The sequence below is a fragment of the Leisingera aquaemixtae genome (genome assembly GCF_006740765.1).
GTDB classification, from domain to species: domain Bacteria; phylum Pseudomonadota; class Alphaproteobacteria; order Rhodobacterales; family Rhodobacteraceae; genus Leisingera; species Leisingera aquaemixtae.
The window spans coordinates 32,916-57,924 of the sequence record NZ_CP041164.1; the positions used below are offsets into that span (position 1 = coordinate 32,916).

22 protein-coding genes are annotated in these 25,009 nt (G+C 64.6%); 8 read left to right on the forward strand and 14 right to left on the reverse strand.

The features are described from left to right. Nucleotides 1-56 precede the first annotated feature (56 nt). Together R2C4_RS20810 and R2C4_RS20815 are read left to right on the forward strand one after the other, a co-directional pair. Nucleotides 57-728: a winged helix-turn-helix domain-containing protein gene (locus R2C4_RS20810; RefSeq protein WP_008558446.1), complete on the forward strand. Its 672-nt coding sequence runs from the start codon at nt 57-59 to the stop codon at nt 726-728. Beyond that, nucleotides 718-2,082, forward strand: coding sequence for a sensor histidine kinase (locus R2C4_RS20815; protein ID WP_208764548.1), 1,365 nt, complete (start codon nt 718-720; stop codon nt 2,080-2,082). Before R2C4_RS20810 ends, R2C4_RS20815 begins: the two co-directional genes overlap by 11 nt. 108 nt (nt 2,083-2,190) lie before the next feature. Here the strand turns inward: R2C4_RS20815 and guaD are convergent, their stop codons facing one another. The 5 genes from guaD to xdhA form a co-directional block, all read right to left on the reverse strand. Next, the gene (gene guaD / locus R2C4_RS20820) at nt 2,191-3,495 is read right to left on the reverse strand and encodes a guanine deaminase (protein WP_141892222.1); all 1,305 of its coding nucleotides are present in this window, start codon (nt 3,493-3,495) and stop codon (nt 2,191-2,193) included. Nucleotides 3,496-3,571: 76 nt separating this feature from the next. After that, complete coding sequence (locus R2C4_RS20825) at nt 3,572-5,167, reverse strand: xanthine/uracil/vitamin C permease (protein ID WP_141892223.1); 1,596 nt, start codon at nt 5,165-5,167, stop codon at nt 3,572-3,574. 31 nt (nt 5,168-5,198) lie between these two features. Then, nucleotides 5,199-6,206 (reverse strand): xanthine dehydrogenase accessory protein XdhC, encoded by a 1,008-nt coding sequence (gene xdhC / locus R2C4_RS20830; protein ID WP_244940843.1) that lies wholly within the window; start codon nt 6,204-6,206, stop codon nt 5,199-5,201. A 3-nt stretch (nt 6,207-6,209) separates the two neighbouring features. Next, the gene (gene xdhB / locus R2C4_RS20840; protein ID WP_141892224.1) at nt 6,210-8,528 is read right to left on the reverse strand and encodes a xanthine dehydrogenase molybdopterin binding subunit; all 2,319 of its coding nucleotides are present in this window, start codon (nt 8,526-8,528) and stop codon (nt 6,210-6,212) included. Between the two features lie 12 nt (nt 8,529-8,540). Next, on the reverse strand, nt 8,541-10,004 hold the full coding sequence (xdhA, locus tag R2C4_RS20845) for a xanthine dehydrogenase small subunit (protein WP_141892225.1): 1,464 nt from the start codon (nt 10,002-10,004) through the stop codon (nt 8,541-8,543). A 207-nt stretch (nt 10,005-10,211) separates the two neighbouring features. Between xdhA and R2C4_RS20850 the strand changes: the two genes are divergently transcribed. Continuing rightward, nucleotides 10,212-11,129 (forward strand): LysR family transcriptional regulator, encoded by a 918-nt coding sequence (locus tag R2C4_RS20850; RefSeq protein ID WP_141892226.1) that lies wholly within the window; start codon nt 10,212-10,214, stop codon nt 11,127-11,129. A gap of 62 nt (nt 11,130-11,191) precedes the next feature. Here R2C4_RS20850 and R2C4_RS20855 read toward each other — a convergent pair whose 3' ends face one another. Both R2C4_RS20855 and R2C4_RS20860 read right to left on the reverse strand, forming a co-directional pair. After that, entirely contained in the window at nt 11,192-11,395 is a 204-nt protein-coding gene (locus R2C4_RS20855) for a hypothetical protein (RefSeq protein ID WP_058284716.1), read from the reverse strand. A gap of 312 nt (nt 11,396-11,707) precedes the next feature. Then, complete coding sequence (locus R2C4_RS20860) at nt 11,708-12,967, reverse strand: urate hydroxylase PuuD (protein WP_141892227.1); 1,260 nt, start codon at nt 12,965-12,967, stop codon at nt 11,708-11,710. A 104-nt stretch (nt 12,968-13,071) separates the two neighbouring features. Here R2C4_RS20860 and R2C4_RS20865 point away from each other — a divergent pair, with 104 nt between their 5' ends. After that, on the forward strand, nt 13,072-13,980 hold the full coding sequence (locus tag R2C4_RS20865) for a LysR family transcriptional regulator (RefSeq protein WP_058284641.1): 909 nt from the start codon (nt 13,072-13,074) through the stop codon (nt 13,978-13,980). Between the two features lie 79 nt (nt 13,981-14,059). Here R2C4_RS20865 and uraH read toward each other — a convergent pair whose 3' ends face one another. Continuing rightward, nucleotides 14,060-14,416 carry a hydroxyisourate hydrolase gene (uraH, locus tag R2C4_RS20870; protein ID WP_141892228.1) on the reverse strand — a complete coding sequence of 119 codons (357 nt, stop codon included), beginning with the start codon at nt 14,414-14,416 and terminating at the stop codon, nt 14,060-14,062. A 149-nt stretch (nt 14,417-14,565) separates the two neighbouring features. Between uraH and puuE the strand changes: the two genes are divergently transcribed. The 3 genes from puuE to R2C4_RS20885 all read left to right on the forward strand — a co-directional run bounded on the left by puuE (nt 14,566) and on the right by R2C4_RS20885 (nt 17,975). Continuing rightward, nucleotides 14,566-15,981: an allantoinase PuuE gene (puuE, locus tag R2C4_RS20875; protein WP_141892229.1), complete on the forward strand. Its 1,416-nt coding sequence runs from the start codon at nt 14,566-14,568 to the stop codon at nt 15,979-15,981. Further along, nucleotides 15,978-16,469 (forward strand): ureidoglycolate lyase, encoded by a 492-nt coding sequence (locus tag R2C4_RS20880; RefSeq protein ID WP_141892230.1) that lies wholly within the window; start codon nt 15,978-15,980, stop codon nt 16,467-16,469. Before puuE ends, R2C4_RS20880 begins: the two co-directional genes overlap by 4 nt. Nucleotides 16,470-16,538: 69 nt before the next feature. Next, entirely contained in the window at nt 16,539-17,975 is a 1,437-nt protein-coding gene (locus R2C4_RS20885) for a uracil-xanthine permease family protein (protein ID WP_141892231.1), read from the forward strand. 57 nt (nt 17,976-18,032) lie between these two features. Here R2C4_RS20885 and R2C4_RS20890 read toward each other — a convergent pair whose 3' ends face one another. The 5 genes from R2C4_RS20890 to bhcA form a co-directional block, all read right to left on the reverse strand. Beyond that, nucleotides 18,033-18,545: an AmiS/UreI family transporter gene (locus tag R2C4_RS20890; RefSeq protein ID WP_141892232.1), complete on the reverse strand. Its 513-nt coding sequence runs from the start codon at nt 18,543-18,545 to the stop codon at nt 18,033-18,035. 94 nt (nt 18,546-18,639) lie between these two features. Further along, nucleotides 18,640-19,605: an iminosuccinate reductase BhcD gene (gene bhcD, locus R2C4_RS20895; RefSeq protein WP_141892233.1), complete on the reverse strand. Its 966-nt coding sequence runs from the start codon at nt 19,603-19,605 to the stop codon at nt 18,640-18,642. 72 nt (nt 19,606-19,677) lie between these two features. Further along, nucleotides 19,678-20,841: a 3-hydroxy-D-aspartate aldolase BhcC gene (bhcC, locus tag R2C4_RS20900; protein ID WP_141892234.1), complete on the reverse strand. Its 1,164-nt coding sequence runs from the start codon at nt 20,839-20,841 to the stop codon at nt 19,678-19,680. 16 nt (nt 20,842-20,857) lie between these two features. Continuing rightward, the gene (gene bhcB, locus R2C4_RS20905; RefSeq protein ID WP_141892235.1) at nt 20,858-21,826 is read right to left on the reverse strand and encodes a beta-hydroxyaspartate dehydratase BhcB; all 969 of its coding nucleotides are present in this window, start codon (nt 21,824-21,826) and stop codon (nt 20,858-20,860) included. Next, nucleotides 21,826-23,016, reverse strand: a complete 1,191-nt coding sequence (gene bhcA, locus R2C4_RS20910; RefSeq protein ID WP_141892236.1) for an L-aspartate--glyoxylate aminotransferase BhcA — start codon at nt 23,014-23,016, stop codon at nt 21,826-21,828. The genes bhcB and bhcA overlap by 1 nt, the downstream gene beginning before the upstream one ends. A 198-nt stretch (nt 23,017-23,214) precedes the next feature. Between bhcA and bhcR the strand changes: the two genes are divergently transcribed. Continuing rightward, complete coding sequence (gene bhcR, locus R2C4_RS20915) at nt 23,215-24,048, forward strand: HTH-type transcriptional regulator BhcR (protein ID WP_141892237.1); 834 nt, start codon at nt 23,215-23,217, stop codon at nt 24,046-24,048. A 51-nt stretch (nt 24,049-24,099) separates the two neighbouring features. Here bhcR and R2C4_RS20920 read toward each other — a convergent pair whose 3' ends face one another. Then, a complete protein-coding gene (locus R2C4_RS20920) occupies nt 24,100-24,930 on the reverse strand; it encodes a bifunctional allantoicase/(S)-ureidoglycine aminohydrolase (protein ID WP_058284652.1) in 831 nt (276 codons plus the stop codon). Nucleotides 24,931-25,009: the final 79 nt, after the last annotated feature.

Genomic DNA, 25,009 nt, shown 5'->3' on the forward strand with positions numbered 1-25,009 from the left:
CGCTGCGCCGCGCCGGGGTGTATCACCGGCGCGCTGAAACACGGGAGGGGCCGGCCTTGAAAATCCTGGTGATCGAAGATGACGCCACCACCGGACCCTATGTTCAGGCGGGCCTGCGCGAGGAAGGGCATACCGCCGATCTCGTCACCGACGGGCGCGAGGGGCTGCTGCAGGCCACCGCAGCGGAGTATGACGTGCTGATCATCGACCGGATGCTGCCCGGTCTTGACGGGCTGAGCCTGATCAAGACCCTGCGCGGCGCGGGTGTGCGCACGCCCGCGATCATGCTGACGGCACTGAGCGGCGTGAACGACCGGATCGACGGGCTGGAGGCCGGGGCGGATGACTATCTGGTCAAACCCTTTGCCTTTGGCGAGCTGGCCGCCCGGGTGGCCGCGCTGGCCCGCCGCCCGGGCCTGCAGGAGCAGGAGACGGTGCTGCGGGCGGGGGATCTGGAGATGGACCTGATCCGCCGCAAGGTGACGCGCGCGGGCCAGGAGATCGACCTCCTGCCCCGCGAGTTCCGCCTGCTGGAGCATCTGCTGCGCCGCAAGGGCCGGGTGCAGACCCGCACCATGCTGCTGGAAGCGGTCTGGGACATCAGTTTCGACCCGCAGACCAATGTGGTGGAGACCCATATCTCGCGCCTGCGGGCCAAGGTCGACAAGCCGTTCGGGACCGAACTGATCGAAACCGTGCGCGGTGCGGGGTACCGGATTGCCGGCTGACCTGTTCAGCCGGGCGCGGGTGCTGCTGCGCTCTTCGCCGATGCGGCAGTCGTTGTGGCTGTCGCTGCTGTTTGTCGCGGCCAGCTCGCTCAGCCTCGGGATCACCTACTACGTTGCCCATGGTGCCCAGCGGCAGGCGATCGAGCAGAGCCTGACTCAGGACATGGCGGGCTTTCGCGCCGCGCCCTCCGCCGCGGCGCTGGCGGCGCTGGTCAATGCCGAAACGCGCGAGACAGACCCGCAGCGGCGGCTGCTCAGCTACCGCCGCCCCGGCGGGCGGGTGGTGGCCGGCAATGCCGCGATCATGCAGCAGCAGGCGGGGTTCCGGGTGGTCGCGCTGGGGCCGGAACCGGTGGAGATCTCGGGCCGGTTCATCTCGCTCAGCGAATACATCCACGGCGGGCTGCTGACCGTGGCGCAAAGCGCCAAGCCGCTGGATGACCTGCGCCAGACGTTCCTGTGGGTGTTCCTGTTCAGCCTGCTGCCCGCGACGGCCCTGGCGATGCTGGGCGGCGTGCTGCTGGCGCGGCGCTCAGCCCGTTCCCTCAGGGGGATCGAGCGCACGCTGTCGGCGCTCACCTCCGGCGACCTTGGCGCGCGGGTGCCGCAGACGGGGCCGGCGCAGGGCGATATCGCCCGCATCGGCCGCAGCGTGAACCGCATGGCGCAGGCGCAGCAGCAGGCGACCGAGGCGCTGCGGCAGGTTTCGGCGGACATTGCGCATGATCTGAAAACGCCGATCCAGCGGGTGGCGGTGCAGCTGTCGCGGCTGCAGGAGATGCCGGACCTGCCAGAAGAGGCGCAGGCGCTGGCAGACAAGGCGCTGGAGGAGACCCGCGGCATCACCAGCACTTTCGAGGCGCTGCTGCAAATCGCCCAGCTGGAGGACGGCACGCCGCGGTCGCGGTTCGAAGCCGTCGACCTGCGCGAGGTCGCCGCCACCTTTGGCGAAATCTATGAACCGGCGGCAGAGGAGCAGAACCGCACCCTAAGCCTCAGCCTGCCGGAGGCGCCCGTCACCGTCACCGGCGACCGCGCCCTGCTGGGCCAGCTGCTGGCGAACCTCATCGAAAACGCGCTGCGCCATACGCCCGAAGGCACCGGCATCAGCCTGTCGCTGCGCCGCGACGGGGCGGCGGCGGTGCTGTCTGTGCGCGACCATGGCCCCGGCATCCCGGAGGCAGAACACCAGAAGGTTCTGCGCCGCCTCTACCGGCTGGAGCGGAGCCGGACCACGCCGGGCAGCGGCCTGGGGCTGAGCCTGGTGGCGGCGATTGCCGGCCTGCACGGGGCCGAGCTGCGCCTGTCCGATGCAAAACCCGGCCTGCGGGTGGAAGTGCGATTTTCAGCCTAGCCCGCCGCGGCCCGGTCCTGACCGTTTTCCGCTGCCGGAAAACGGCACCGGGATCCGCCGCAGCCTGGACGCCTCAGCCCGGCGCGGCGGAGCCTGACGGTTCCGGCCCTATGCCGCCGGTTTCATCGGCTTGCCGGCCGCATAGGTCTGCGCGATGGCGCGGTCCTCGCCCAGGGTCTGCAGGATGAACAGCTCCTCCGACAGGGTCTCTGCCCGCTGCATCCGCAGGTCCATTGCCGGGGTGGCGCGGGAATCGAGCACCACGATATCGGCCTCGGTGCCCGCCTCCAGCGTGCCGATCTTGTCCTCCAGCCCCAGCGCCACCGCATTGCCGCGGGTGATCCAGTGGAAGGCGCGCAAAGGGTGCAGCTTCTGGTTCTGCAATTGCAGGACCTTGTAGCCCTCGTTCAGGGTCTGCAGCATCGAATAGCTGGTGCCTGCGCCGATGTCTGTGGCAATCGCATTGGTGATGCCGCGGCTGCGCAGGCCTGCGTCGTCAAACAGCCCGCTGCCGAGGAACAGGTTGGAGGTCGGGCAGAACACCGGCTTGGCCTTGGTCTCCGCCAGCGCGTCGATCTCGCGCGGCTGCAGGTGGATCGAATGGCCCAGCAGCATCCTTTCCGTCAGCAGCCCGTAGGACTGGTAGACATCCAGGTAATCGCGCGCCTGCGGGTACAGCTCGGCGGTGAAGGCAATTTCGTCGTGGTTTTCCGACAGATGGGTCTGGACGTAACACTCCGGGTGCTCTTGCACCAGCGCGCCGGCCATCTCCATCTGGCCGGGGGTGGAGGTGATGGCAAAGCGCGGGGTGATGGCATACATCCCGCGGCCGTTGCCGTGGTATTTCGCGATCAGCTCCTTGGTGTCGTCATAGCCGCTCAAGGGCGTGTCCAGCAGGCCCTCGGGCGCGTTGCGGTCCATCAGGACCTTGCCGCCGATCATCCGCATGTTGCGGCGGGCGGCCTCGGTGAAATAGGCCTCGGCGGAGGTCTTGTGGACCGAGCAGTAGGCGACGGCGGTGGTGGTGCCGTGGCTGGTCAGCAGGTCAAAGAAATGCCCGGCCATTTCAGCGCTGTGGCCAGCGTCGGCAAAACGGACCTCCTCGGGGAAGGTATAGTTGTTCAGCCACTCCAGCAGCTGTGAGCCCCAGGAGGCGATCACCTGCACCTGCGGGAAATGCAGGTGGGTGTCGATGAAGCCTGCCATCAGGATATGCGGGCGGTGGTCGATCACCTCGGCGCCTGCGGCCTGCGGGGCGAGCGCGTCATAGCTGCCCTTGGCCAGGATCATGCCGTCCGCGACCAGCAGCGCGCCGTCCTCGATGAACTCATAGGCGCTGGTGTCTTCGGGGCCTTGCGGCTCGGCGGTGAAGGAAAGAACCCGCCCGCGCAGCAGCGTCTGTTTCGATGTCATGTCTTTTGGTGTCCTTGGTTCGCAGGCAGGGGACGCGCTGGCCCCCTGCCCATTATTATTTGGGTGTCATTTGGGATTATTCGCCCGCCGGCAGATGCGGCACGTGGGGTTTCACACCGTCCTCTGCCGCTTCCTCATGCTCCTCCGCCTTGTGGAAGATCGGGTAGATGTAGAGGAAGGCTGCAGCGATCAGGTAGCCCATGGCAACACCACTGAATTCCGGCCAGTGCAGGCTGGCAGAGTGGATGATGCCAACCAGCGACATCAGTGCCGCCGCCAGGGCAAAGCCGCCCGCGTTGCGGAAGTCGCCGTCGATCACGCTGGCCACGATGGCGCCCCAGATCAGGCCGGTCAGGATGGCCCCCTGGCTGAGGGCCAGATGGCCTTCGTAATGTGCGCCCTGCTGCAGCAGCGCCGCTGTCAGTTCCGGATCGCCCAGCTGCGCCATGCCGGTGGCACCCAGTGCGCCCAATGCGCCGGCCAGTGCCCCCCATTTGATCACCAGGAAGGCCGACACATGCGGCATCATCGCGATGGTCACCGCGGCGATGTGGTCGGTCTTCACCGAATGCGCAGTGTTCGTGACCAGGCTCAGTGCCACGAACACCAGAACCGGCGCGGCAGCCGCCACGGGGATCAGGTTGTTGAGGAACGCCAGGAGGCCAAAGAAGGCGGCAAAGGGGATCACCAGCCCGACGCCGATGATGTAGCCGGAGCGCGCGCCCATTCGCTTATACGCCGGGTGGCCGATGTAGGCGGTGGTCGGGAACGGCGAGCCGAAGACTGCGCCGATCATGGTGCCAACGCCATCAGTCACCTGGCAGACGGCAACCGGGTAGTGGTCGCCCGCGGCTTCGGCGCTTTCGACGTTGTTCATGGTTTCGATGAAGTTGTAGATCTGCACTGGCACCAGCACCAGGAACAGCTCCGGGTTGGCGAACAGATGCTGGATGCCCGCGATCAGGTCGCCGAAGTACGGGACCGGCAGGTAGACGCCGACGCCCTCGAAGGAGACCGATGCCTCGCCCATGCCGAGCGCCACAACGGTGCCCACGATCAGCGCCAAGAGACCGGCGGGGATGTTGAACGGCAGCCGGTGGCGGCCCACCAGACCCCACAGGATGATGATCATCGAGGCAAAGCCGATGAAGGGATTTTCAAAGATCGTCGCCAGCGGCACGGTGCCGATGAACACCAGCGCAATGCCGCAGAGCGTGCCCAGCATCCCGGCGCGCGGGGTCACACGTTTGAGCCAGGGGCCGACGATCGCGCCAAGGCCGGCGACGATGCCGCCCATGAAGCCCGCGCCGATGCCCACCTGCCAGGCCAGCATGGCGTCATTGGTGGACCAGTAGATCGGCCCGATCACCCCGAACAGATAGACGAACATCACCGGGGTCGAGATGCCATAGGGCAGCGCCGTCACGTCGCGCCCTTCCTTCTCGGCAATGTGCTTGGCCAGCCAGGTGTAGACCGCGATACCGGCCAGGATCGCCACCGCGGCGCCCGGCACGATGCGGCCGAACACGATGTCGGCCGGCATGTTGAAGACAAACTGACAGATGCCCGAAAGCACGATCAGGTTGATCAGGTTGTCGGTGAACAGCGCCCAGAATGCACTGAAGTCATTCCGCGCGAACAGTTTATACGTATAGCTCCGCCCTGTGGTCATGGCGGCCTCCTCCTATCAGAGGACGCAGTCCTTAACGGCTGAATGCTCCAGCCGTGTCTCCCTCTGCGTCCGGTTGCTTGCCCGTTTGGGGCAATTCCTTGCTCCGTGCTGGAGCGGACGCGGCAGTTTCAGAGGTCAAATCAGCGATCACTTCCGCTGCCACGAAGGCTGCGATGACGCTGGGCCGCTTGTCGCGGCTGCCGCCTGCCCCGATGGGGCAGATGAGACGGTCGGTTCCCAGACCGTCGCAATGGTCCCGGCACCAGCGGCGGAACTTCTCCCGCTTGGTGGCCGATCCGATCAGCCCGACATAGCCCGCGTCGCCGCGCTGCAATGCAGCGGAGGCCAGCAGGAAGTCGAGCGCGTGATCGTGGGTGAGAATGATAAAGGCGCTGCCCGCAGGGGCGGCGGCGATGTCGATCTCAGGGATAGCGCTTTGGCGGATTTCCACATCCGCCTGGCACAGGGCCAGCTCTTCGGCGCGCTGGTCGATCAGGATGCAGCGCACCGGCATGTGCTGGAAGAGATCCGCCAGGGCCCGGCCCACGTGGCCTGCGCCCATCACATAGACATGCGGCAGCGCCTGCTCTCCGGCCTGTTCGCGTGCGATGGCGTCGTCACGGTCGGCCTGAAATATCCACTTTAGCGTCATTTCGACCCGTCCGCCGCAGCACTGACCGATCTCCGGGCCCAAAGGCACGTCGAGCGTTTCACACAGTGCTGAGGGCAGTGCCTGACCCTGGGTGGGTGCGTTAGCGCCCTCCCGTGGGGAGGGTCGGGCGCTGCCCGGCCTACCGGCCGGGCGATTCAGGCTCTCGACGGAACGCAAAGCGCGATCCTGCTTCAGCATCCGCCGCGCGTGGTCGATGGCGATATATTCCAGCTGGCCGCCGCCGATGGTCCCCCAGAGGCCCTCTGCCGCCACAAACATGCAGGTGCCGGCTTCGCGCGGGGAGGACCCGCGGACGCGGGTCAGCGCGACCTGCACCACATGTTCGTAACGGGACAGAAAGTCCTGGAGGGAAAGGCGGCGTGCCATGGCTCAGCCCTGCCCCTTGAGGGTTTCGATCGCCATCAGCACGCGCTCCGGCGTGGCCGGCGCATCCAGGCGCGGGCAGACCTTGTAATCCGCGGTGCTGGCAACCGCCATCGACAGCGCCTCGAACACCGAGATGCCCAGCATGAACGGCGGCTCGCCCACGGCCTTGGACCGTTTGATGGTGCGCTTCTTGTTCACCGACCATTCGGCCAGCCGGGTGTTGAAGATGCGCGGCCGGTCAGAGGCCAGCGGGATCTTGTAGGTCGAGGGCGCATGGGTGCGCAGGCGGCCTTCACCGTCCCACCACAGCTCCTCGGTGGTGAGCCAGCCCATGCCCTGAATGAACGCGCCTTCCACCTGGCCCTTGTCCAGGACCGGGTTCAGCGAGCGGCCCACGTCATGCAGGATGTCAGTGCGCTCCACCCGGTATTCGCCGGTCAGCGTATCGACGGACACTTCCGAGCAGGACGCGCCATAGGCGTAGTAGAAGAACGGCTGTCCCTTGCCCGCCGCGCGGTCCCAGTGGATTTCCGGCGTCTTGTAGAACCCCGCCGCCGACAGGTGGACGCGGGCCATATAGGCCTCCTTCACCAGCCTGTCGAAGGGGATCTCTTCACTGCCGACGCGCACGCGGTTGGGCAGGAATTCGACTTCCGCCTCTGACACGCCGTACTTCTCAGCCGCGAATTTGGTCAGCCGGGCAATGATCTGCTCCGCCGCATCCAGCGCCGCCATGCCGTTGAGGTCCGAGCCCGAAGAGGCCGCGGTGGCGGAGGTGTTCGGCACTTTCTCAGTCGTGGTCTTGGTGATCTTGATGCGCTCGAAATCCACCTGGAAGGCGTCGGCCACAACCTGCGCCACCTTGGTGTTGAGGCCCTGCCCCATCTCGGTGCCGCCGTGGTTCAGGTGGATCGAGCCGTCATTGTAGACGTGGATCAGCGAGCCCGCCTGGTTGTACCAGGTCGCGGTGAAGGAGATGCCGAATTTCACCGGCGTGATCGCAATGCCCTTCTTGATGATCTTCGAGTCCTTGTTGAAGGCGATGATCTCTTCCCGGCGCTTGCGGTATTCGGCGTTTTCCTCCAGCTCCCCGATCAGCCGGTCGAGGATGTTGTCCTCCACCTTCTGATGGTAGGGCGTCAGGTCGCGGCCCTCTTCACCGTAGAAATTCGCCTTGCGCACATCCAGCGGGTCCTTGCCGAGGGCATAGGCGATCTCCTCGATCATCCGCTCCGCCGCGATCACACCCTGCGGGCCGCCAAAGCCGCGGAAGGCGGTGTTGGAGACGGTGTTGGTCTTCATAGGTCTGCTTTTCAGCAGTACATTCGGGTAGAAATAGGCGTTATCCGCATGGAACAGCGCGCGGTCGGTGACCGGCCCGGACAGGTCCGAGGAATAGCCGCAGCGCGCGGCAAAGCCGCCCTCGACCGCCTGAATGCGGCCCGCATCGTCAAAGGCCACGTCATAGTCGATCACGAAGTCATGCCGTTTGCCGGTGGCGGTCATGTCCTGGTCGCGGTCCGGGCGGATCTTGACGGGGCGGTTATGCTTCTTCGCAGCGATTGCTGCCACCGCGCAGAACAGGTTCATCTGGCTTTCCTTACCGCCAAAACCGCCGCCCATCCGGCGCACGTTGACGGTGACCGCGTTGTTCGCAACGCCCAGAACATGCGCCACCATATGCTGCGCCTCGCTCGGGTGCTGGGTGGAGCAATGCACGGTCACATCTTCATCCTCGCCCGGGATGGCAAAGGCGATGTGGCCTTCCAGATACATGTGGTCCTGGCCGCCGACGGTCATCTGCGCCTGGATGCGGTGGGGGGCACCCTTCCGTCCCACCTCCACATCGCCGCGCTCCAGCTTCAGCGGGTCGGTGATCATCGGATAACCGGCCTCCTGCGCCTGGACCGGGTCCAGTGCATGCGGCAGCACCTCATAGTCCACCTGTGCCAGTTCGGCAGCACGGCGGGCGGCGTCGCGGGTTTCGGCAATCACCGCAAACATCGGCTGGCCGTGGAATTCGACCTTCTCGGTCGGGAACACCGGCTCGTCATTCTTGCCGGTGGGGCTGATGTCGTTGACGCCGGGAATGTCATCCGCGGTCAGCACATCCACCACACCGGGCGCGGCGCGCACGGCAGACAGGTCGATGCCCTTGATATTGGCATGCGCCACGGTGGAGACACCCAGGTAGGCGTGCAGCGTGCCATAGGGTTCGGCGATATCGTCGGTGTACTCGGCGCGGCCCGTGACATGCTTGATCGCGCTGTCGTGCTGGCGGTCATGGTGCACGGCGCCGCTGATGGTCTGATGGTCTTTCATCTCAAAATCTCCTCAGGCGACGGCCAGCCGGACAGCCCCGGCGGTTCCCGCATCATGTTCCAGGTAGAAGCGGCGCAGCAGGTTGCTGGCCGTGAGCGACCGGTACTCCGCAGAGGCGCGCCAGTCGCTGAGCGGGGTGAAATCCTGCTTCACCGCCTCCGCTGCGGCGTCAAACGCGGCCTCGCCCCAGGGCTGGCCCACCAGCGCACCCTCGGCACCGGCGGCACGCTTGGGCGTGGCTGCCATGCCGCCGAATGCGATCCGGGCAGAGGTGATCGTGCCGTCCTTCACGGTGACGCTGACGCCGGCAGCGACCGAGGAAATATCCTCGTCCCGGCGCTTGGAAATCTTGTAGGCGGCGTCGATCTGCCCGTCCCGGCGCAGCGGGATGCGGATCGAGGCCACGAAATCGCCCGGCTCGCGGTCCTGCTTGCCGTAATCGATGAAGAAATCCTCCAGCGGCAGGGTGCGCGCGCCGCCTTTTTTCTGCAGCGTCACCTCAGCACCCAAGGCGATCAGCACCGGCGGGGTGTCCCCGATGGGCGAGCCATTGGCGATATTGCCGCCGATGGTGCCCATGTTGCGCACCTGCCAGCCGGCGATGCGGTCCCAGTAGGCGCCAAGGTGCGGGAAGGCGTCGCGGATCGCCGCTTCGCTTTCGGTATAGGTGACGCCGGCACCGAGGGTCAGCGCCTCATCGGTCAGCTCGATCGCCTTCAGCTCCTCCAAGTGGGCAACAAACACCACCGGGGAGATCGGTTTCATGAACTTGGTGACCCAGAGGCCCACATCGGTGGAGCCTGCGACGATGGTTGCCTTGGGGTTCTCGGCCAGCACTTCTGCCAGATCCGCCGCGTCCAGTGGCAGGATGGCGCGGTCGTCCTCGGGGCCGGTCACGACGCGGGCCTCGGGCTGGATCGCCTTCAGCTTGGCGGTCAGGTTGTCGCGTTCGGTGGTCAGGTAATCATTGGCCGGGGTGCCGTACTGGTTCACCGCCAGTGCTGCCTTCACAATCGGCTCATAGCCGGTGCAGCGGCAGAGGTTGCCCTGCACGGCGGTTTCAACCTGCGTCTCATTCGGCTGCGGGTTTTCCATCCACAGCGCATAAAGCGACATCACAAAGCCGGGGGTGCAGAAACCGCACTGGCTGCCGTGGTATTCGACCATCGCCTGCTGCACCGGGTGCAGACGGCCTTTGGGGCCGGACAGATGCTCGACCGTCACCACGTGGCAGCCGTTGAGCGACGCAAGGAAGCGGATGCAGGCGTTCACGGTCTCATAGCGCAGCGCGCCGCCCTGCAGGCGGCCCACCAGCACGGTGCAGGCGCCGCAGTCGCCCTCGGCGCAGCCTTCCTTGGTGCCGGTCAGGCGCTGCTCCAGCCGCAGGAAATCCAGCAGGGTGGTGGTCGCCTTCACGTCCTCCAGCACAATGTCCTTGCCGTTCAGAAGAAAGCGTATGCCGGTTTGATGTGCCATGGGGCCTCCCGAATGTCTCTTGGGCCGAGCTGGCCCGCTTATGTTATTTTTACCTTGTCTGACTGCATCGGTTAACGGCTGCAATCGCGAAAGGCTTTCAACACCCTGTTGAAAATGATTAGGATAACAGGGGCCGGAACCGGCGTGTTTGCCGCCTGCCGCCGCGCTGTGCAAGCGGCAGATGCGCCCTGTAAAGGTCTGTGAACGATGTCTTATCTGGAATCCCTGAGGGTCTTTACCCGAGTCGTCGAGCTGGGCAGCATCACCTCTGGCGGGCGGGATCTGCGGCTGACTCCTGCCGTGGCAAGCAAGCGGATCAAGGAACTTGAAAAGCACCTTGGCGTGCGCCTGTTCAACCGCACCACGAGATCGCTGACCCCGACCGAGGCCGGGCAGCTGTTCTACACCGAGGCCAAGAAGGTGCTCGAATCGATTGAGGACGCGGAGGCGGTGGTCTCGCAGTTCTCCGCCGCACCGCGCGGGGTGATCCGGGTGACCGCGCCGTTGGGTGTGGGCCGCCGCATCATAGCGCCGCTGGTGCCGGGGTTTGTCGAAGCGTACCCCGCCACCGAAATCCGGATGCGGATGTCGGACCGAAAGGTCGATATTCTGGCTGACGGGCTGGATGTGGCGTTCTTTATCGGCACCCCGCACGACTCGACCCTGAAGATGCGCAAGATCGCCGATTGCGCCCGGGTGCTGTGCGCCGCGCCGCAATACCTGGAGCGGCATGGTACCCCGCAGGTGCCGGAGGATCTTCTCACGGGGCACAACTGCCTGCTGCTGCGCTACCCGCGCTCGCCCGAATATTACTGGACGCTGGCCACGCCGGAAGGCCCGCGCAAGCTGGAAGTTTCAGGAAAATACGACGCCGATGACAGCGACGTGCTGACGGGTTGGGCGCTGGACGGGCGCGGCATCGTCAACAAGCCGCGCTTTGACGTGGCCGCGCATCTGCGCAGCGGCGCGCTGGTCGAGGTGCTGCCGGACACGCCGCCGGAGCCGACGATCTTCGGCTGCCTGTACCCGCACCGGAAATTGCAGGACCCCAAGATCCGCCTGTTCGTCGATTACGCAGTGAAGCAGGGTCTGGCCGCCTTCCGGCACAGCGAGACCGGCAAGTAGACATCACGCCAAAGAAAAGGCGGGCACCGGTGGCCCGCCTGATATGGAATATGAGACCCGCCTTAGCAGCGGTGCGGGTTTTCCTGGCAGTAAAGCAGGTTTGCTGCGGCCCCCACTGCGGCGCCCGCGGCCACATTGCCGTCCAGAACCGCCGCGCCGGCGGCCCCGGCGCCCGCGCCGTAGACCAGCCGCTCGCCAGTGGTGTCACCGCAGGCGGCCAAGGTGGTGCAGAGTGCAAATCCTATAGCGAAAGTCTTCTTAAACATCACGTTTCCTCCTTCACGCCCAAACCCCGCAGTGTTGCCGCGGTCCCAAACGGCCAGCTCCCGGCGTTTTCCGCCGGGAAAAAGGGTGCCCGAAAGGGATTGGCGCTGTGGCAGAACAGGCCGGAAAGCCCCGGGTTTCCGGCACAATTGGGCAAACCCCGTGGCAGTATAACACACGCCGGCGCAGTTTGGTTCCAGCGTCTTGCAGCATCGGGGGTGCACAAGCGGTGTACGGATGGTGCACGCGGGGTGCCCGACAAAAATGGCCCCGCCACAGGGGCGGGGCCATTGGGCTTGTCCGTCGGGTCTGCTTCAGTTCGCAGCCAGCGCGAAGGGCAGATCTTTGGAGGCGCTGCCGTACCAGCGGCGGATCAGGGCGCGTTCCTCGTTCTCCATGAAGGTGACGTTTGCGGGCGGCATCGCATGGGTGGCACCGGCCTGGAGGTAGATCTCCTTGGCGTATTTCGCCACATCCGCCGGGGTTTCCAGCAGCACGTTCTTGGGCGCGCGGCGGATGCCGTCATAGTAGGGCTCCCGCGCGTGGCACATGGCGCAGCGGCCCGGTACCACATTCATCACGTCCTCGAAATGCTGATTGCTGGCAAACACTTGCTCGGATTTGGTCAGCTCCCGCGCCTCGGACTCCTCAACGGTGTCCTGTTGCAGCGGCGCCTGGCTGAGGATCATGATGCCGATGAACAGGATGGCGGTCACCGGCCAGGTCCAGGTCGGGTTGCTGGTGCCTGCGTGGTTGCTGTTGAAGTAATGGCGGATGGTCACGCCCATCAGGAACACCAGCGCCGCGATCAGCCAGTTGTACTCGGTGGCAAAGGCCAGCGGGTAGTGGTTGGACAGCATCAGGAACACAACCGGCAGCGTCAGGTAGTTGTTGTGGGTCGAGCGCAGCTTGGCGATCTTGCCGTATTTTGCGTCCGGCGTGCGGCCTTCCTGCAGGTCTTTCACCACGATGCGCTGGTTCGGCATGATGATGAAAAACACGTTTGCCGTCATGATGGTCGCGGTGAAGGCGCCCAGATGCAGCATCACCGCGCGGCCGGTGAAGATCTGGTTGTAGCCCCAGCCCATGATGACCAGCAGGACGAACAGCAGCACCATCAAGAAGGTCGGCTTTTCCCCCAGCGGCGATTTGCACAAGGCATCATAGACCAGCCAGCCGATGCTGAGTGATGCGCCGGAGATCAGGATACCCTGCCACAGGGCCAGGTCAGCCTTGCTGGAGTCGATCAGGTACAGTTCACCGCCGGCCCAGTAGACGATCATCAGCAGCCCCGCGCCAGACAGCCAGGTGGCGTAGCTCTCCCATTTGAACCAGATCAGATGATCCGGCATGTTCTCCGGCGCCACCAGGTATTTCTGGATGTGATAAAAACCGCCGCCGTGGACCTGCCATTCCTCGCCGTGCGCGCCGACCGGCAGATGCGGAACCTTCCGCAGGCCAAGGTCCAGCGCGACGAAGTAGAAGGACGATCCGATCCAGGCAATGGCGGTGATGACGTGAAGCCAGCGGACCGCAAAGCCCAGCCAGTCCCACATGATCACAAGCTCTTCCATTGTTCTCTCCTCATAAGCTTTGACCCGAGACTAGAGCATGGTGTTATTTTCATGTATTAGGTAAAAAACCCAAGCTGTTTCAAAATAACACAAAGAATACGTGAATGGCCTATCTCGACAACATCCGCACCTTTGTCCGTGTCTATGAACTTGGCAACATGTCTGCCGCTGCGCGGGACATGCGGATCTCGGCCGCGGTGGCGTCGTCGCGGATTTCGCAGCTGGAGGATCACCTGAACGTGCGGCTGTTCCAGCGCACCACCCGGCTGCTCAATCCGACCGAACAGGGCAATCTGTTCTATCACGGGGCGGTCAAGATTTTGGAAGCGGTTGACGAGGCGGAGGCCGATATCAGCAGCGTCACCCAAACCCCGCGCGGAACGCTCTATGTGGCGGCGCCCTTGGGTCTGGGGCAGCACCTGATTGCACCGGCGGTGCCGAAGTTCAAGGAAGCCTATCCGCTGATCTCGATCCGGCTGCGGCTGTCGGACCGCAAGCTGGACCTGGCGGCGGAGGGGCTGGATGCGGCGTTTTTCCTTGGCGTGCCGGAGGATTCAAACCTGCGCATCCGCAAGATCGCCGATTGCCCGCGGGTGCTGTGCGCGGCGCCAGAGTACATCAAGCGGCGCGGCCAGCCGAACAACAGCGAGGAGCTGAAGACGGACGCGCATGACTGCCTGAACCTGCGCTATCCCGGCGCGCCGGAGTTCCAATGGCCGCTGCGCAGCCAGGATGGGGTCAAGCGGGTGACGGTTACGGGGCCGTTTGAATCGGACCACGGCGACGTGCTGACCAGCTGGGCGCTGGACGGGCATGGGATCATCCTGAAGCCGGTGTTCGAAATATCGGAACACCTCGCCTCCGGCCGGCTGGTGCCGGTGCTGGCGGAGGAGCCGCCGATCCCGATCCAGATGGCCTGCCTGTACGTTCACCGCCGCCATCAGGACCCCAAGGTGCGGCTGTTCATGGATTTCATGGTGGATCACATTCAGGCGTCCCTCCCCCCAGAATGAAAAAGCCCGCCCCAGTTTCCTGAGGCGGGAACCGCCGGCAGATGCCAAGCGGGAGGAGAGGTATCTTGGGGTGTGCGACTCAGCTGCCGCGGTAGGTGGAATAGCCGTAAGGCGACAGCAAGAGCGGCACGTGGTAGTGGCTGTCTGCCTCGCTCATGCCGAAACGCAGCGGCACCTCGTCCAGGAACAGCGGGTCCGCCCCAGCCTGGCCGGTGGCGCGCAGATAGCCGCCTGCGTGGAACACCAGCTCATAGGTGCCGGTGGCGAATTCGCCTGCGGGCAGGATCTGTTCGTCAGTGCGCCCGTCGTCATTGGTGGTCAGGCTGCGCAGATGGATGCGCTCATCGCCTTCGATCCGGTACAGGTCGATCTTCAGCCCTTCCGCCGGGCAGCCGCGGGCGGTGTCCAGCACATGGGTGGTCAGAAATCCGGCCATGACAGCCTCCTTTCAATTCCGTTTCCCTAGGTATGCTTGGTTCAGCCCGCCCCATACAGCGGGAAGAGTCAAAAAGTTCTTTCAAAAATATACTGAAAGCCGAAGCAGATTATCTGTTCTATACATAATAAAAAGACAGGAGACCTGACATGACGCGCTATCCTCGTGACCTGCGCGGATACGGTGCTGCCGCACCCGACCCGCAGTGGCCCAATGGGGCCAAAGCCGCCGTGCAATTTGTTCTGAACTATGAAGAAGGCGGCGAGAACTGCATCCTGCATGGGGATGCGGCCTCGGAAGCTTTCTTGTCCGACATTCCCGGTGCAGCGCAATGGCCCGGGAAGCGCCATTGGAACATGGAGTCGATCTATGAATACGGGAGCCGCGCCGGCTTCTGGCGGCTGCACCGGCTGTTCACCGGCGCGGGCATCCCGCTGACCATCTATGGCGTGGCGACCGCGCTGGCCCGCAGCCCTGAACAGGTGCAGGCGATGAAGGACGCGGGTTGGGAGATCGCCAGCCACGGCCTGAAGTGGGTCGAGCATAAGGACATGGCCGAGGAGGAGGAGCGCGCCGCAATCGCCGAAGCCGTGCGCCTGCATACCGAGGTCACAGGCACCCGCCCGCGCGGCTGGTACACAGGCCGTTGCAGCGCCAATACGGTGCAGCTAGTGGCCGAAGAAGGCGGGTTCGATTACATCTCTGACACTTACGACGACGACCTGCCCTATTGGCTGGAAACCGGCGGGCGCGAACAGCTGATCATCCCCTACACGCTGGAAGCCAACGACATGCGGTTCGCCAATTCGCCGGGCTGGATCACGGGCGAGCATTTCTTCCAGTATCTGAAGGATGCCTTCGACGTGATCTATGCCGAGGGCGAGGCAGGTGCTGCGAAGATGATGACCATCGGCCTGCACTGCCGTCTGGTCGGGCGTCCGGGCAAGATCGCCGGCCTCAAGCGCTTCATCGATTACATCCAGGGATTCGAGGGCGTCTGGTGCCCGCGCCGGATCGACATTGCCGAGCATTGGGCCGAAACCCATCCGCCGGTGAAGCGCGAGCGCCCCAGCCAAATGGACCGCGAGGCGTTTGTCGCCAAGTTCGGCTCGATCTTCGAGCATTCGCCGTGGATCGCCGACCGTGCCTTTGATCTGGAGCTGGGCCCGGCGCATGACTGCGCTGCGGGCGTCCACAATGCACTGTGCCGGATCTTCCGAACCGCCAGCGAGGATGAGCGTCTGGGCGTTCTGACCGCGCACCCGGATCTGGCGGGCAAACTGGCCGCTGCGGGGCGGCTGACCGCCGAGAGCACCTCAGAACAGTCCAGTGCCGGCCTTGATATGCTGACCGATGAGGAGCGCGAGACCTTCACTCGGCTCAATACCGAGTACGTGGAGAAGCACGGCTTCCCCTTCATCGTTGCGGTGCGCGACCATAACAAGGCGTCAATCATGGAGGCGTTCCACCGCCGCATCCACAATGACCGGGCGACCGAGTTCGATGAGGCCTGCCGCCAGGTTGAGCGCATTGCCCAGTTCCGCCTGCAGGACATGCTGCCGTGAGCGGCCGGCTGACAGCGAAGCCGCTGACCGCAGCGGCTTTTGCGCCCTATGGCGACGTGATCGAGGTTGCGGGCGCTCCGGACAAGATGATCAATCAGGGCATGTGCGGCCGTCATCACGACCGCGCGGTCGTGGATTTCGGCCCGGACGGCCGGGCCGGCATCAGCCTGTTTGACGCCAAGGCCCGCCACCTGCCGCATAAGGTGGACATGGTGGAGCGCCACCCCGAGGGCAGCCAGGCCTTTGTGCCAGTGAGCGGCGTGCCGATGCTGGTGGTGGTGGCGGATGACGACGGCGGTGTGCCGGTCAACCTGCAGGCCTTCATCAGCCAGCCGGGCCAGTCCGTCAACCTGCACCGCGGCATCTGGCACGGGGTGCTCGCGCCCCTCGGCGCGCCCGGCCAATACATCGTTGTCGACCGGATCGGCACCTCACCCAACCTCGAAGAACACTGGTTCAAGGAGCCTTTTACCGTGGTCGCGGACTGACCACAGCCCGAAGCCGCCAACAAAAACAAGAAGCGGCAAGATCCCCATGACCGACAGGAGATACCTTTCATGGCTGACACTTCCATCGGGACGCCGGCGCAGCTGCGCGACCCCAATTACACGCCTCCCCTGCATAAGGCGGTGCCGCTCGGCATCCAGCATGTGCTGGCGATGTTCGTCTCAAACGTGACGCCCGCCATCATCGTGGCCGGGGCCGCCGGTTTCGGTTTCGGCTCCAACTCGCCCGATTTTCCGGAACTGCTCTATCTCATTCAGATGTCGATGCTGTTTGCCGGCGTCGCCACCCTGCTGCAGACCATCACCCTGGGTCCGGTTGGAGCCGCGCTGCCGATTGTGCAGGGCACCTCCTTTGCCTTTCTGCCGATCATGATCCCGCTGGTTGCGGGCAAGGGCGTGGACGGGCTGGCTGCGCTGTTCACCGGCGTCATTATTGGCGGTATCTTCCACGGGCTGCTGGGCACGGTGATCGGCAGGATCCGCTTTGCCCTGCCGCCGCTGGTGACGGGCTTGGTGGTGACGATGATCGGCCTCGCGCTGGTCAAGGTGGGCATCCAGTATGCCGCAGGCGGTGTGCCCGCCATCGGCACGCCGGAATACGGCTCTCTCCTCAACTGGTCGGCGGCGCTGGTGGTGATCTTTGTGACTCTGGGCCTCAAGTTCTTCACCCGGGGGATGCTGTCGGTCTCTGCCGTGCTGCTCGGTCTGATCGCGGGCTACATCTACGCGCTGATGACCGGCATGCTGACGCTCGAGGCGGTCTCCGGCTCCTGGTCGCAAGCCGCGGGTTTTGCCCTGCCGCAGCCGTTCAAATACGGGGTAGAGTTTTCTGCCGCGGCCATCATCGGTTTCTGCCTGATGAGCTTTGTCTCTGCGGTGGAGACCGTCGGCGATGTCTCTGGCGTGACCAAGGGCGGCGCGGGCCGTGAGGCCACCGAGGAGGAGATCGCCGGCGCGACCTATGCCGATGGTATCGGCACCGCCATGGCGGGCTTCTTCGGTGCCTTCCCCAACACGTCGTTTTCCCAGAACGTCGGCCTGATCGCCATGACCGGGGTAATGAGCCGCCACGTTGTGACCTGCGGTGCCATCTTCCTGATTGTCTGCGGACTGGTGCCCAAGGTGGGCGCGGTGATCCGCACCGTGCCGATCGAGGTGCTGGGCGGCGGCGTCATAGTGATGTTCGGCATGGTGGTTGCGGCCGGTGTTTCGATGCTGTCGGACGTGGACTGGAACCGCCGCAATATGGTGATCTTTGCGATCTCCCTGTCCATCGGCCTGGGCCTGCAGCTGGAGCCCGGCGCGCTGCAGCACATGCCCGATACCGCGCGCATCCTGCTGACCAGCGGTCTGCTGCCAGCCGCGCTGATTGCCATCGTGCTGAACCTGGTGCTGCCGCAGGAACTGGCGGGAGAAGCGACCGAGGAAGTTTCTGGCGGGCTGAGCGGCCACGGACGCGGGTCGCTGCCGCATGAGGATCAAGCTTGAGGCAACCGCCTGTAGCTAAATCAACGGCCGGCCCGCAAAGGGCCGGCTTTTTTGCTCTCAGCCGGCCAGCCCGTGCAAGACCGCCAGCCCCGGAAGCCAGCCGGTGAAGATCCCGCACAGCAGCGTTGCCGCGGCAGTCAGCCGCGGGCTGCCGCGCCGGAGCGCGAGGTTCAGGAAGAAGAGGAACCACAGCCCGGACCAGGCCGCCCAGCAGGCGGCCAGCCAGACATCGAACAGACCATCCCCCTGCGCCAGCACCCGCAGCACCATGGGCGCGGCGGTCAGCGCCACAAAGCCGCTGAACCAGCCCAGCCCCGCGCCGCTGGACGCAAAGATGCGGTTATAAGCCACCCAGAGGTAGGTGGTGCCGAACAAGAGCGTCATGCCTGCATCCAGCAGGTCCGCCGGCTGCCGCGCGGCCAGCGCGATCAGCAGCACCACGGCAAAGAACACCAGCGCCGCAACGGCGTTGATCAGGATGATCTCGCGGTCCTCGATCCGGCCCATCTGCCAGACGCCGTTCAGGCACAGCACCACGCCGACCACCAGCAGGCTCAATCCCAGAAACATTTTTCCAGTCCCTCAATGGAAAACAGGAGAGAGGTACACCTCTCTCCTGCCGCTCCGCTATGCGGATATTCGCAGAATGTGTTTCTGGCTGTGCTTAGAAATCGACCTCAATGGCGATGCCCTTTTCCACCGCCACCTCAACCACAGAGGCCGCGACGGCCAGATCCTGCAGGCCGACGCCGGTGCCGTCGAACAGGGTGATCTGATCGTCCGAGGTCCGGCCCGGGTTGGTGCCGTTGATTACTGCGCCAAGCTGGGCGACGTCGGCCTCCTGGATCAGGCCCTGGGCCACCGCGTGCTGCGCCTCACCGATGGAGATAGATTGCGCCACCTCGTCGGTGAACACGTCCGCCTTGACCAGCAGCTGCGGGTCGACTTCCTGCTTGCCCTTGGTGTCGGTGCCCATGCAGGCGATGTGGGTGCCGGGGCTGACCTGGTCCGCCTTCAGGATCGCGTCGAAGGACGAGGTGATCGAGATGATCACATCCGCCTCGCGCAGGCCGTCCAGTTCCACCGCTTCAAACGGCAGCCCCGCCTCCTCGGCCACCTCTTGCAGGTTCGGCAGCATTTCCGGGTGGAAGTTCCAGCCGATGACCTTCTCGAAATTGCGTTGCTCCAGCGCCGCGCGCAGCTGGAACTTGGCCTGGTGGCCTGCGCCGATCATGCCGATCACCTTGGCGTCCTGGCGGGCCAGATGCTTGATCGATACCGAGGAGGCCGCGGCGGTGCGCAGCGCGGTCAGGAGGTTGCCGCCCACCATCGCCTTCACCTTGCCGGTGTCCGGGTCAAACAGGAAAACGGTGGACTGGTGGTTGATCAGCCCGCGCTTTTCCAGGTTGTTCGGCCAGTAGCCGCCGGCCTTAAGTCCAAGTGTAAGACCAGCCCGGTCAAAGCCGCCCTTGAAGCCGTAGAGCGCATCCTCATGGCCGATCGCCTCGCGCACCACGGGGAAGTTGTAGGCATCCCCCGACGCCATGGCGGCAAAAACCTTCTCGACCGCATCGAACGAGGCTTCGCGGGTCACCAGGTCCGCAACCGCCTTTTCCGGAACGATATACATGTCTGTTTCTCCTCAACAAAAAAGCCGGCGGAGGGCGGCATGCGCACCTCCGCCAGTTTGGGGATGGATCGGTTAGTAGGCTTTGCCGCGGGCCGAGACGGGCCAAACGGTTTCGACCTTGCCGTTGCGCACGCCGACGTACCAGTCATGCACGTTGGCGGTCGGGTCGCAGTGGCCCGGCACCAGGCGCAGCTTGTCGCCCACTTTCAGCGCGCCGTCAGGGTCCGAGACCACGCCGTGCTCGTCCGAGCACTTGATGTATTCCACGTCATCGCGGCCAAAGACGAAGGGCAGGCCGCTGTCGACCGACTGCGCCTTGAGGCCTGCGTCCACGATGGCCTTGTCGGCCTTGGCGTGGCTCATCACCTGGGTTAGCAGGAAGAAGGCGTTTTCCCACTCGCCCTGGTCGATCCGGTTGCCGTCCTTGTCGAGGATGCGGCCGTAATCCGCATCCATGAAGGCATAGGAGCCGCACTGCAGCTCGTTGTACACGCCGGAGTTCGATTCAAAGTAGTAGGAGCCGGTGCCGCCGCCGGAAACCAGCTCGCACGCGATGCCTTCGGCCTTCAGGCCCTCAACCGCATCTGCAACCTGGGCGATGGCAATGTCCAGCTTGGCCTTGCGGTCCTCGTAGCTGTCCATGTGCTGCATCGCGCCCTGATAGGCCTGGATGCCGGAGAACTTAAGGTTTTCTGCCGCGTTCACCGCCTTAGCAATCTCGACAACCGCCTCAGTCGTGGTCACGCCGCAGCGGCCGGCGCCGCAGTCGATCTCAACGAAGACTTCCAGCTCAGTGCCGTGCTTTTGCGCCGCTGCCGACAAGTCGGCCACGTTGTCCAGGTCGTCAACGCAGACGATGGTGCGCGCGCCCAGCTTGGGCAGACGGGCCAGACGGTCGATTTTCTGCAGGTCGCGGACCTGGTTGGAGACCAGGATGTCCTTGATGCCGCCGCGGGCAAAGACCTCAGCCTCGGAGACCTTCTGGCAGCAAACGCCAACCGCGCCGCCCAGTTCTTCCTGCAGCTTGGCCACATCCACCGACTTGTGCATCTTGCCGTGCACCCGGTGGCGCATGCCATGCGCCTTGGCATAGTCGCCCATCTTCTTGATGTTGCGCTCCAGCGCGTCCAGGTCGAGGACCAGCGCCGGGGTTTGGATGTCAGCCTCGTCCATGCCCGGGACCGCCGGGACGTCATAGCCGACTTCGAGCTGATCAAAATTTGTCTGTGCGTTCATGGTTCTATTCCCCAGTTTAGCTGTTCATCCAAGGCAGTTTGTCGAGGTCGACATTGCCGCCGGTGACGATCAGGCCCACGCGTTTGCCCGCGAAGGCGTCCTTGTTTTTCAGAATGGTGGCGAGCGGCACCGCCGAGGACGGCTCCATCACGATGCGCAGGTGCTTCCAGATCAGTTTCATCGCGTCGATGATTTCCGCATCAGACGCCGTGTAGATCTCGCTGACGTGGTTGCTGACGAAGTGCCAGGTCAGCTCCTTGAGCGGCACCAGCAGCCCGTCGGCAATGGTCTTGGGCGCATCATCGGCGATGATGTAGCCCGCCTTGAAGCTGCGGTAGGCGTCATCGGCCTGTTCCGGCTCTGCCGCGATCACCTGGATTTCCGGTGCCAGCGTCGACAGCGTCAGGCAGGTGCCAGAGATCATGCCGCCGCCGCCGATCGGGGCCACAACCATGTCGAGGCCATCGGTCTGCTCCACGAATTCCTTTGCGCAGGTGCCCTGCCCCGCGACGACCCGGTGGTCATTGTAGGGATGCACGAAATCGCCGCCGGTTTCCGCCTGCACCTTGGCAAAGGTCTCCTCGCGCGAACTGGTCGAGGGCTCGCATTCGGTGATCCGCCCGCCATAGCGGCGCACGGTGTCCTTCTTGGCCTGCGGCGCGGTGCGCGGCATGACCACGTTGCAGGGAATGCCGCGCAGCATGGCTGCGTAGGACAGGCAGGAGGCATGGTTGCCCGAGGAATGGGTGGCGACGCCCTTGGCGGCCTGCGCCTCGTCCAGCCCGAACACTGCGTTGGTGGCGCCGCGCACCTTGAAGGCGCCCGGCTCCTGGAAGTTCTCGCACTTGAAGAACAGCTCCGCCCCAGTCAGTTCGTTCAGATAATCCGAGGTGCGGACCGGTGTGCGGCGGATATGGGGCCGGATGCGCTCATGCGCAGCCAGCATGTCCTCATAGGTCGGGATATACATCGCGTTATCCTTCATCAGGCGGCGGCCTTGGCGCTACTGGCGCTGTTGCCGCGGTAGTAGTCCTGAGCCGCCGCCACGCCGGAGCCCAGTTTGATGTTCAGGCCCAGGTCGGCCATGACCATTTCGGCGGTCGCAATGCCGGACAGCGTCATCACGTCAGTCAGGCTGCCCAGGTGGCCGATGCGGAACACCTTGCCCGCGACCTCACCCAGGCCGGTGCCAAAGGCGACGCCGTATTTCTCGGCCGCCAGGCTCACGAACGTGTTGGCGTCGAAGCCTTCGGGCGTGCGGATTGCGCTGACGCTGTCGGAGTAGACCTCCGGCGACACCGCGCACAGCTCCAGCCCCCAGGCGCGGACCGCGGCGCGGACGCCCTCGGCAATCCGGTGGTGGCGGGCAAAGACGTTCTCCAGCCCTTCATCCAGCAGCATACCACAGGCCATGTTCAAACCGTTCAGCAACCCGACAGAGGGGGTGTAGGGATAGGCGCTGTTGGCATAGCCCTTGGCCATGTCCTTGATGTCAAAGAAGGTGCGCGGCAGGGTCGCGGTCTCCGCCGCCTTCATCGCCTTGGGCGAGAAGCCGGTGATGGCCAGGCCCGGCGGCAGCATGAACCCCTTTTGCGAGCCGGTGACGGCAATATCGACGCCCCATTCGTCCATCCGGAAGTCCATCGAGGCGATCGAGGACACGCCGTCCACAAACAAGAGCGCCGGGTGGCCTGCCGCATCCAGCGCGCGGCGGACAGCAGCGATGTCGGACTTGACGCCCGTCGCAGTCTCGTTGTGGGTCGCCAGAACCGCCTTGATCTGGTGGGCTGTGTCGGCGGTCAGGATTTCCTCGTAGCGGTCCGCAGGCAGGCCTTCCCCCCAGGGTGTTTCGACAATCTGAACGTCCAGCCCGTGGCGCTGGCACATGTCAATCCAGCGGTGGCTGAACATGCCGTTGCGCGCGGCCAGGATCTTGTCGCCTGCGGTCAGCGTGTTGGTGATTGCGGTCTCCCAGCCGCCGGTGCCGGTCGACGGAAAGACAAAGATCTCTGCGGTTTCGCTTTTCAGAACCTTCTTCACCCCAGCCAGTGCCGGGTGCAGGATCTGGCCGAACAGCGGCGAGCGGTGGTCCAGCGTCGGCATGTCCACCGCCTTGCGCAGCGCTTCGGGCATATTGGTCGGACCGGGGATGAAAACCGGATTTTGAAAGCTCATGTCGTGCCCTCCTGTGGCGATTTCCTTCACTCTAAGGGGGCGGCGCGCGCGGGTAAATTTTTTTGAAAAAAGATTTCATAAATGGAAGAAGCGCTGAAAAAGCACCGTTTTACAAAGGGTTTGAGTTTTTCATTGTACAGAAGTGATTTTCAGATGTATCAATAAGCTGCTGTTTGAATTGCCTTCGGAGGCCTGAAAATGCCGCAAGCACCGCGCCGCAAGGGCCGCCCAAAGAACTTTGATTCCGCCAGCAACCCGCCCACGATCCAATCGCTCGACCGCGCGCTGGACGTGCTGGATGCGCTGGCCGGCGCCAGCGGCATGACGCTGACGGAACTCTCCACCGCGCTGGATCAGTCGGCGGCCACTATGTACCGGGTGCTGGCCACGCTGGAGGCGCGCCAGATCGTCGAGATGGAGCCGCAGTCGCAGACCTGGCACATCGGCGCCATGGCCTTCCGCCTCGGCTCTGCCTTTCTGCGCCGCTCCAGCGTGATCGAGCGGGCGCGGCCGGTGATGCGGGAGCTGATGGAGGCAACCGGCGAAACCTCGAACCTCGGTATCGAACGCGGCGGCGACGTGATGTTTGTGAGCCAGGTGGAAACCTACGAGTCGATCCGCGCCTTCTTTCCGCCCGGCACCACTTCACCGATGCACGCGTCGGGTATCGGCAAGGCGCTGCTCAGCTGTTTCGGGGAGGACCAGCTGGCCCGCTTCCTGCGCGGGAGCGCGCTGCAGGAATTCACGGAGAAAACCCTGACCTCGGCAGACGCCTTGCGCGAAGATCTGGCGCAGATCCGCCGCCGCGGCTGGTCCTTCGACGACGAGGAGAAGGCGCCGGGCATGCGCTGTGTGGCAGCGCCGGTGTTCGGAATGCAGGGTGAGGTGCTGGCCGGGATCTCTGTCTCCGGGCCCACGTCCAGGATGCCGGACGCGCGCATCAGCGAAATCGGCGCCCTGGTCAGGGGCGCCGCAGAAAAACTGTCCTATGGGCTGGGCGCGCCGGCGGCGGATCAGGCCGCGCCCGGCTGACCAGCCGGGCAGCGCCCGGGCACATTTTCGGGCCGGGCGCTCCCCCCGCCGTCAGCGCAGCGGCGCCAGCGGCATATGCCGGTTCACGTCCTTGTACAGCAGATAGCGGAACTTGCCCGGGCCGCCGGCATAGCAGGCCTGCGGGCAAAAGGCGCGCAGCCACATGTAATCGCCCGCCTCGACCTCGACCCAGTCCTGGTTCAGCCGGTAGACTGCCTTGCCTTCCAGCACATAGAGGCCATGCTCCATCACATGCGTTTCGGCAAAGGGGATTACCGCGCCGGGTTCGAAGGTGACGATGGTCACATGCATGTCATGGCGCAGGTCGTTCGGGTCGACAAAACGGCTCGTCGCCCATTTGCCCTCGGTCCCCGGCATCGGCGTCGGATCGACGCGGTTTTCGTTGGTGACAAAGGCTTCGGGCGCGTCCAGGCCTGCAACCGCCTGATACGCCTTGCGGATCCAGTGGAAGCGCACCGGCGCGCCGGAGTTGTTCCGCAGGCTCCAGCTGGCCTGCGGCGGCAGAAAAGCATAACCGCCCTCCTCCAACTCATGCGCGGTGCCGTCGATGGTCAGCGTCATGGCGCCCTGCACCACAAACAGAACCGCCTCGGTGCCGGGTTCGGTTTCCGGCTGGTCACTGCCGCCGCCGGGCTGCACCTCGGCGATATACTGGGAAAACGTCTCGGCAAAGCCCGACAGGGGCCGCGACAGCACCCAGAAGCGGGCCTTGTCCCAGAACGGCAAGAGGCTCGCCACGATATCGCTCATCGTGCCCTTGGGGATCACCGCATAGGCTTCGGTGAACATCGCCCGGTCGGTCAGCAATTGGGTCTGTGGCGGCAGCCCGCCTTCCGGGGCGTAATAGGATCGTTTGGTCATGGGCTGCCTTTCCTCTTGAACTGCTGCCCCTATTGATACCCGCGCTCCGCCCGCAACCGAACTTATTTCCGTATCAAGA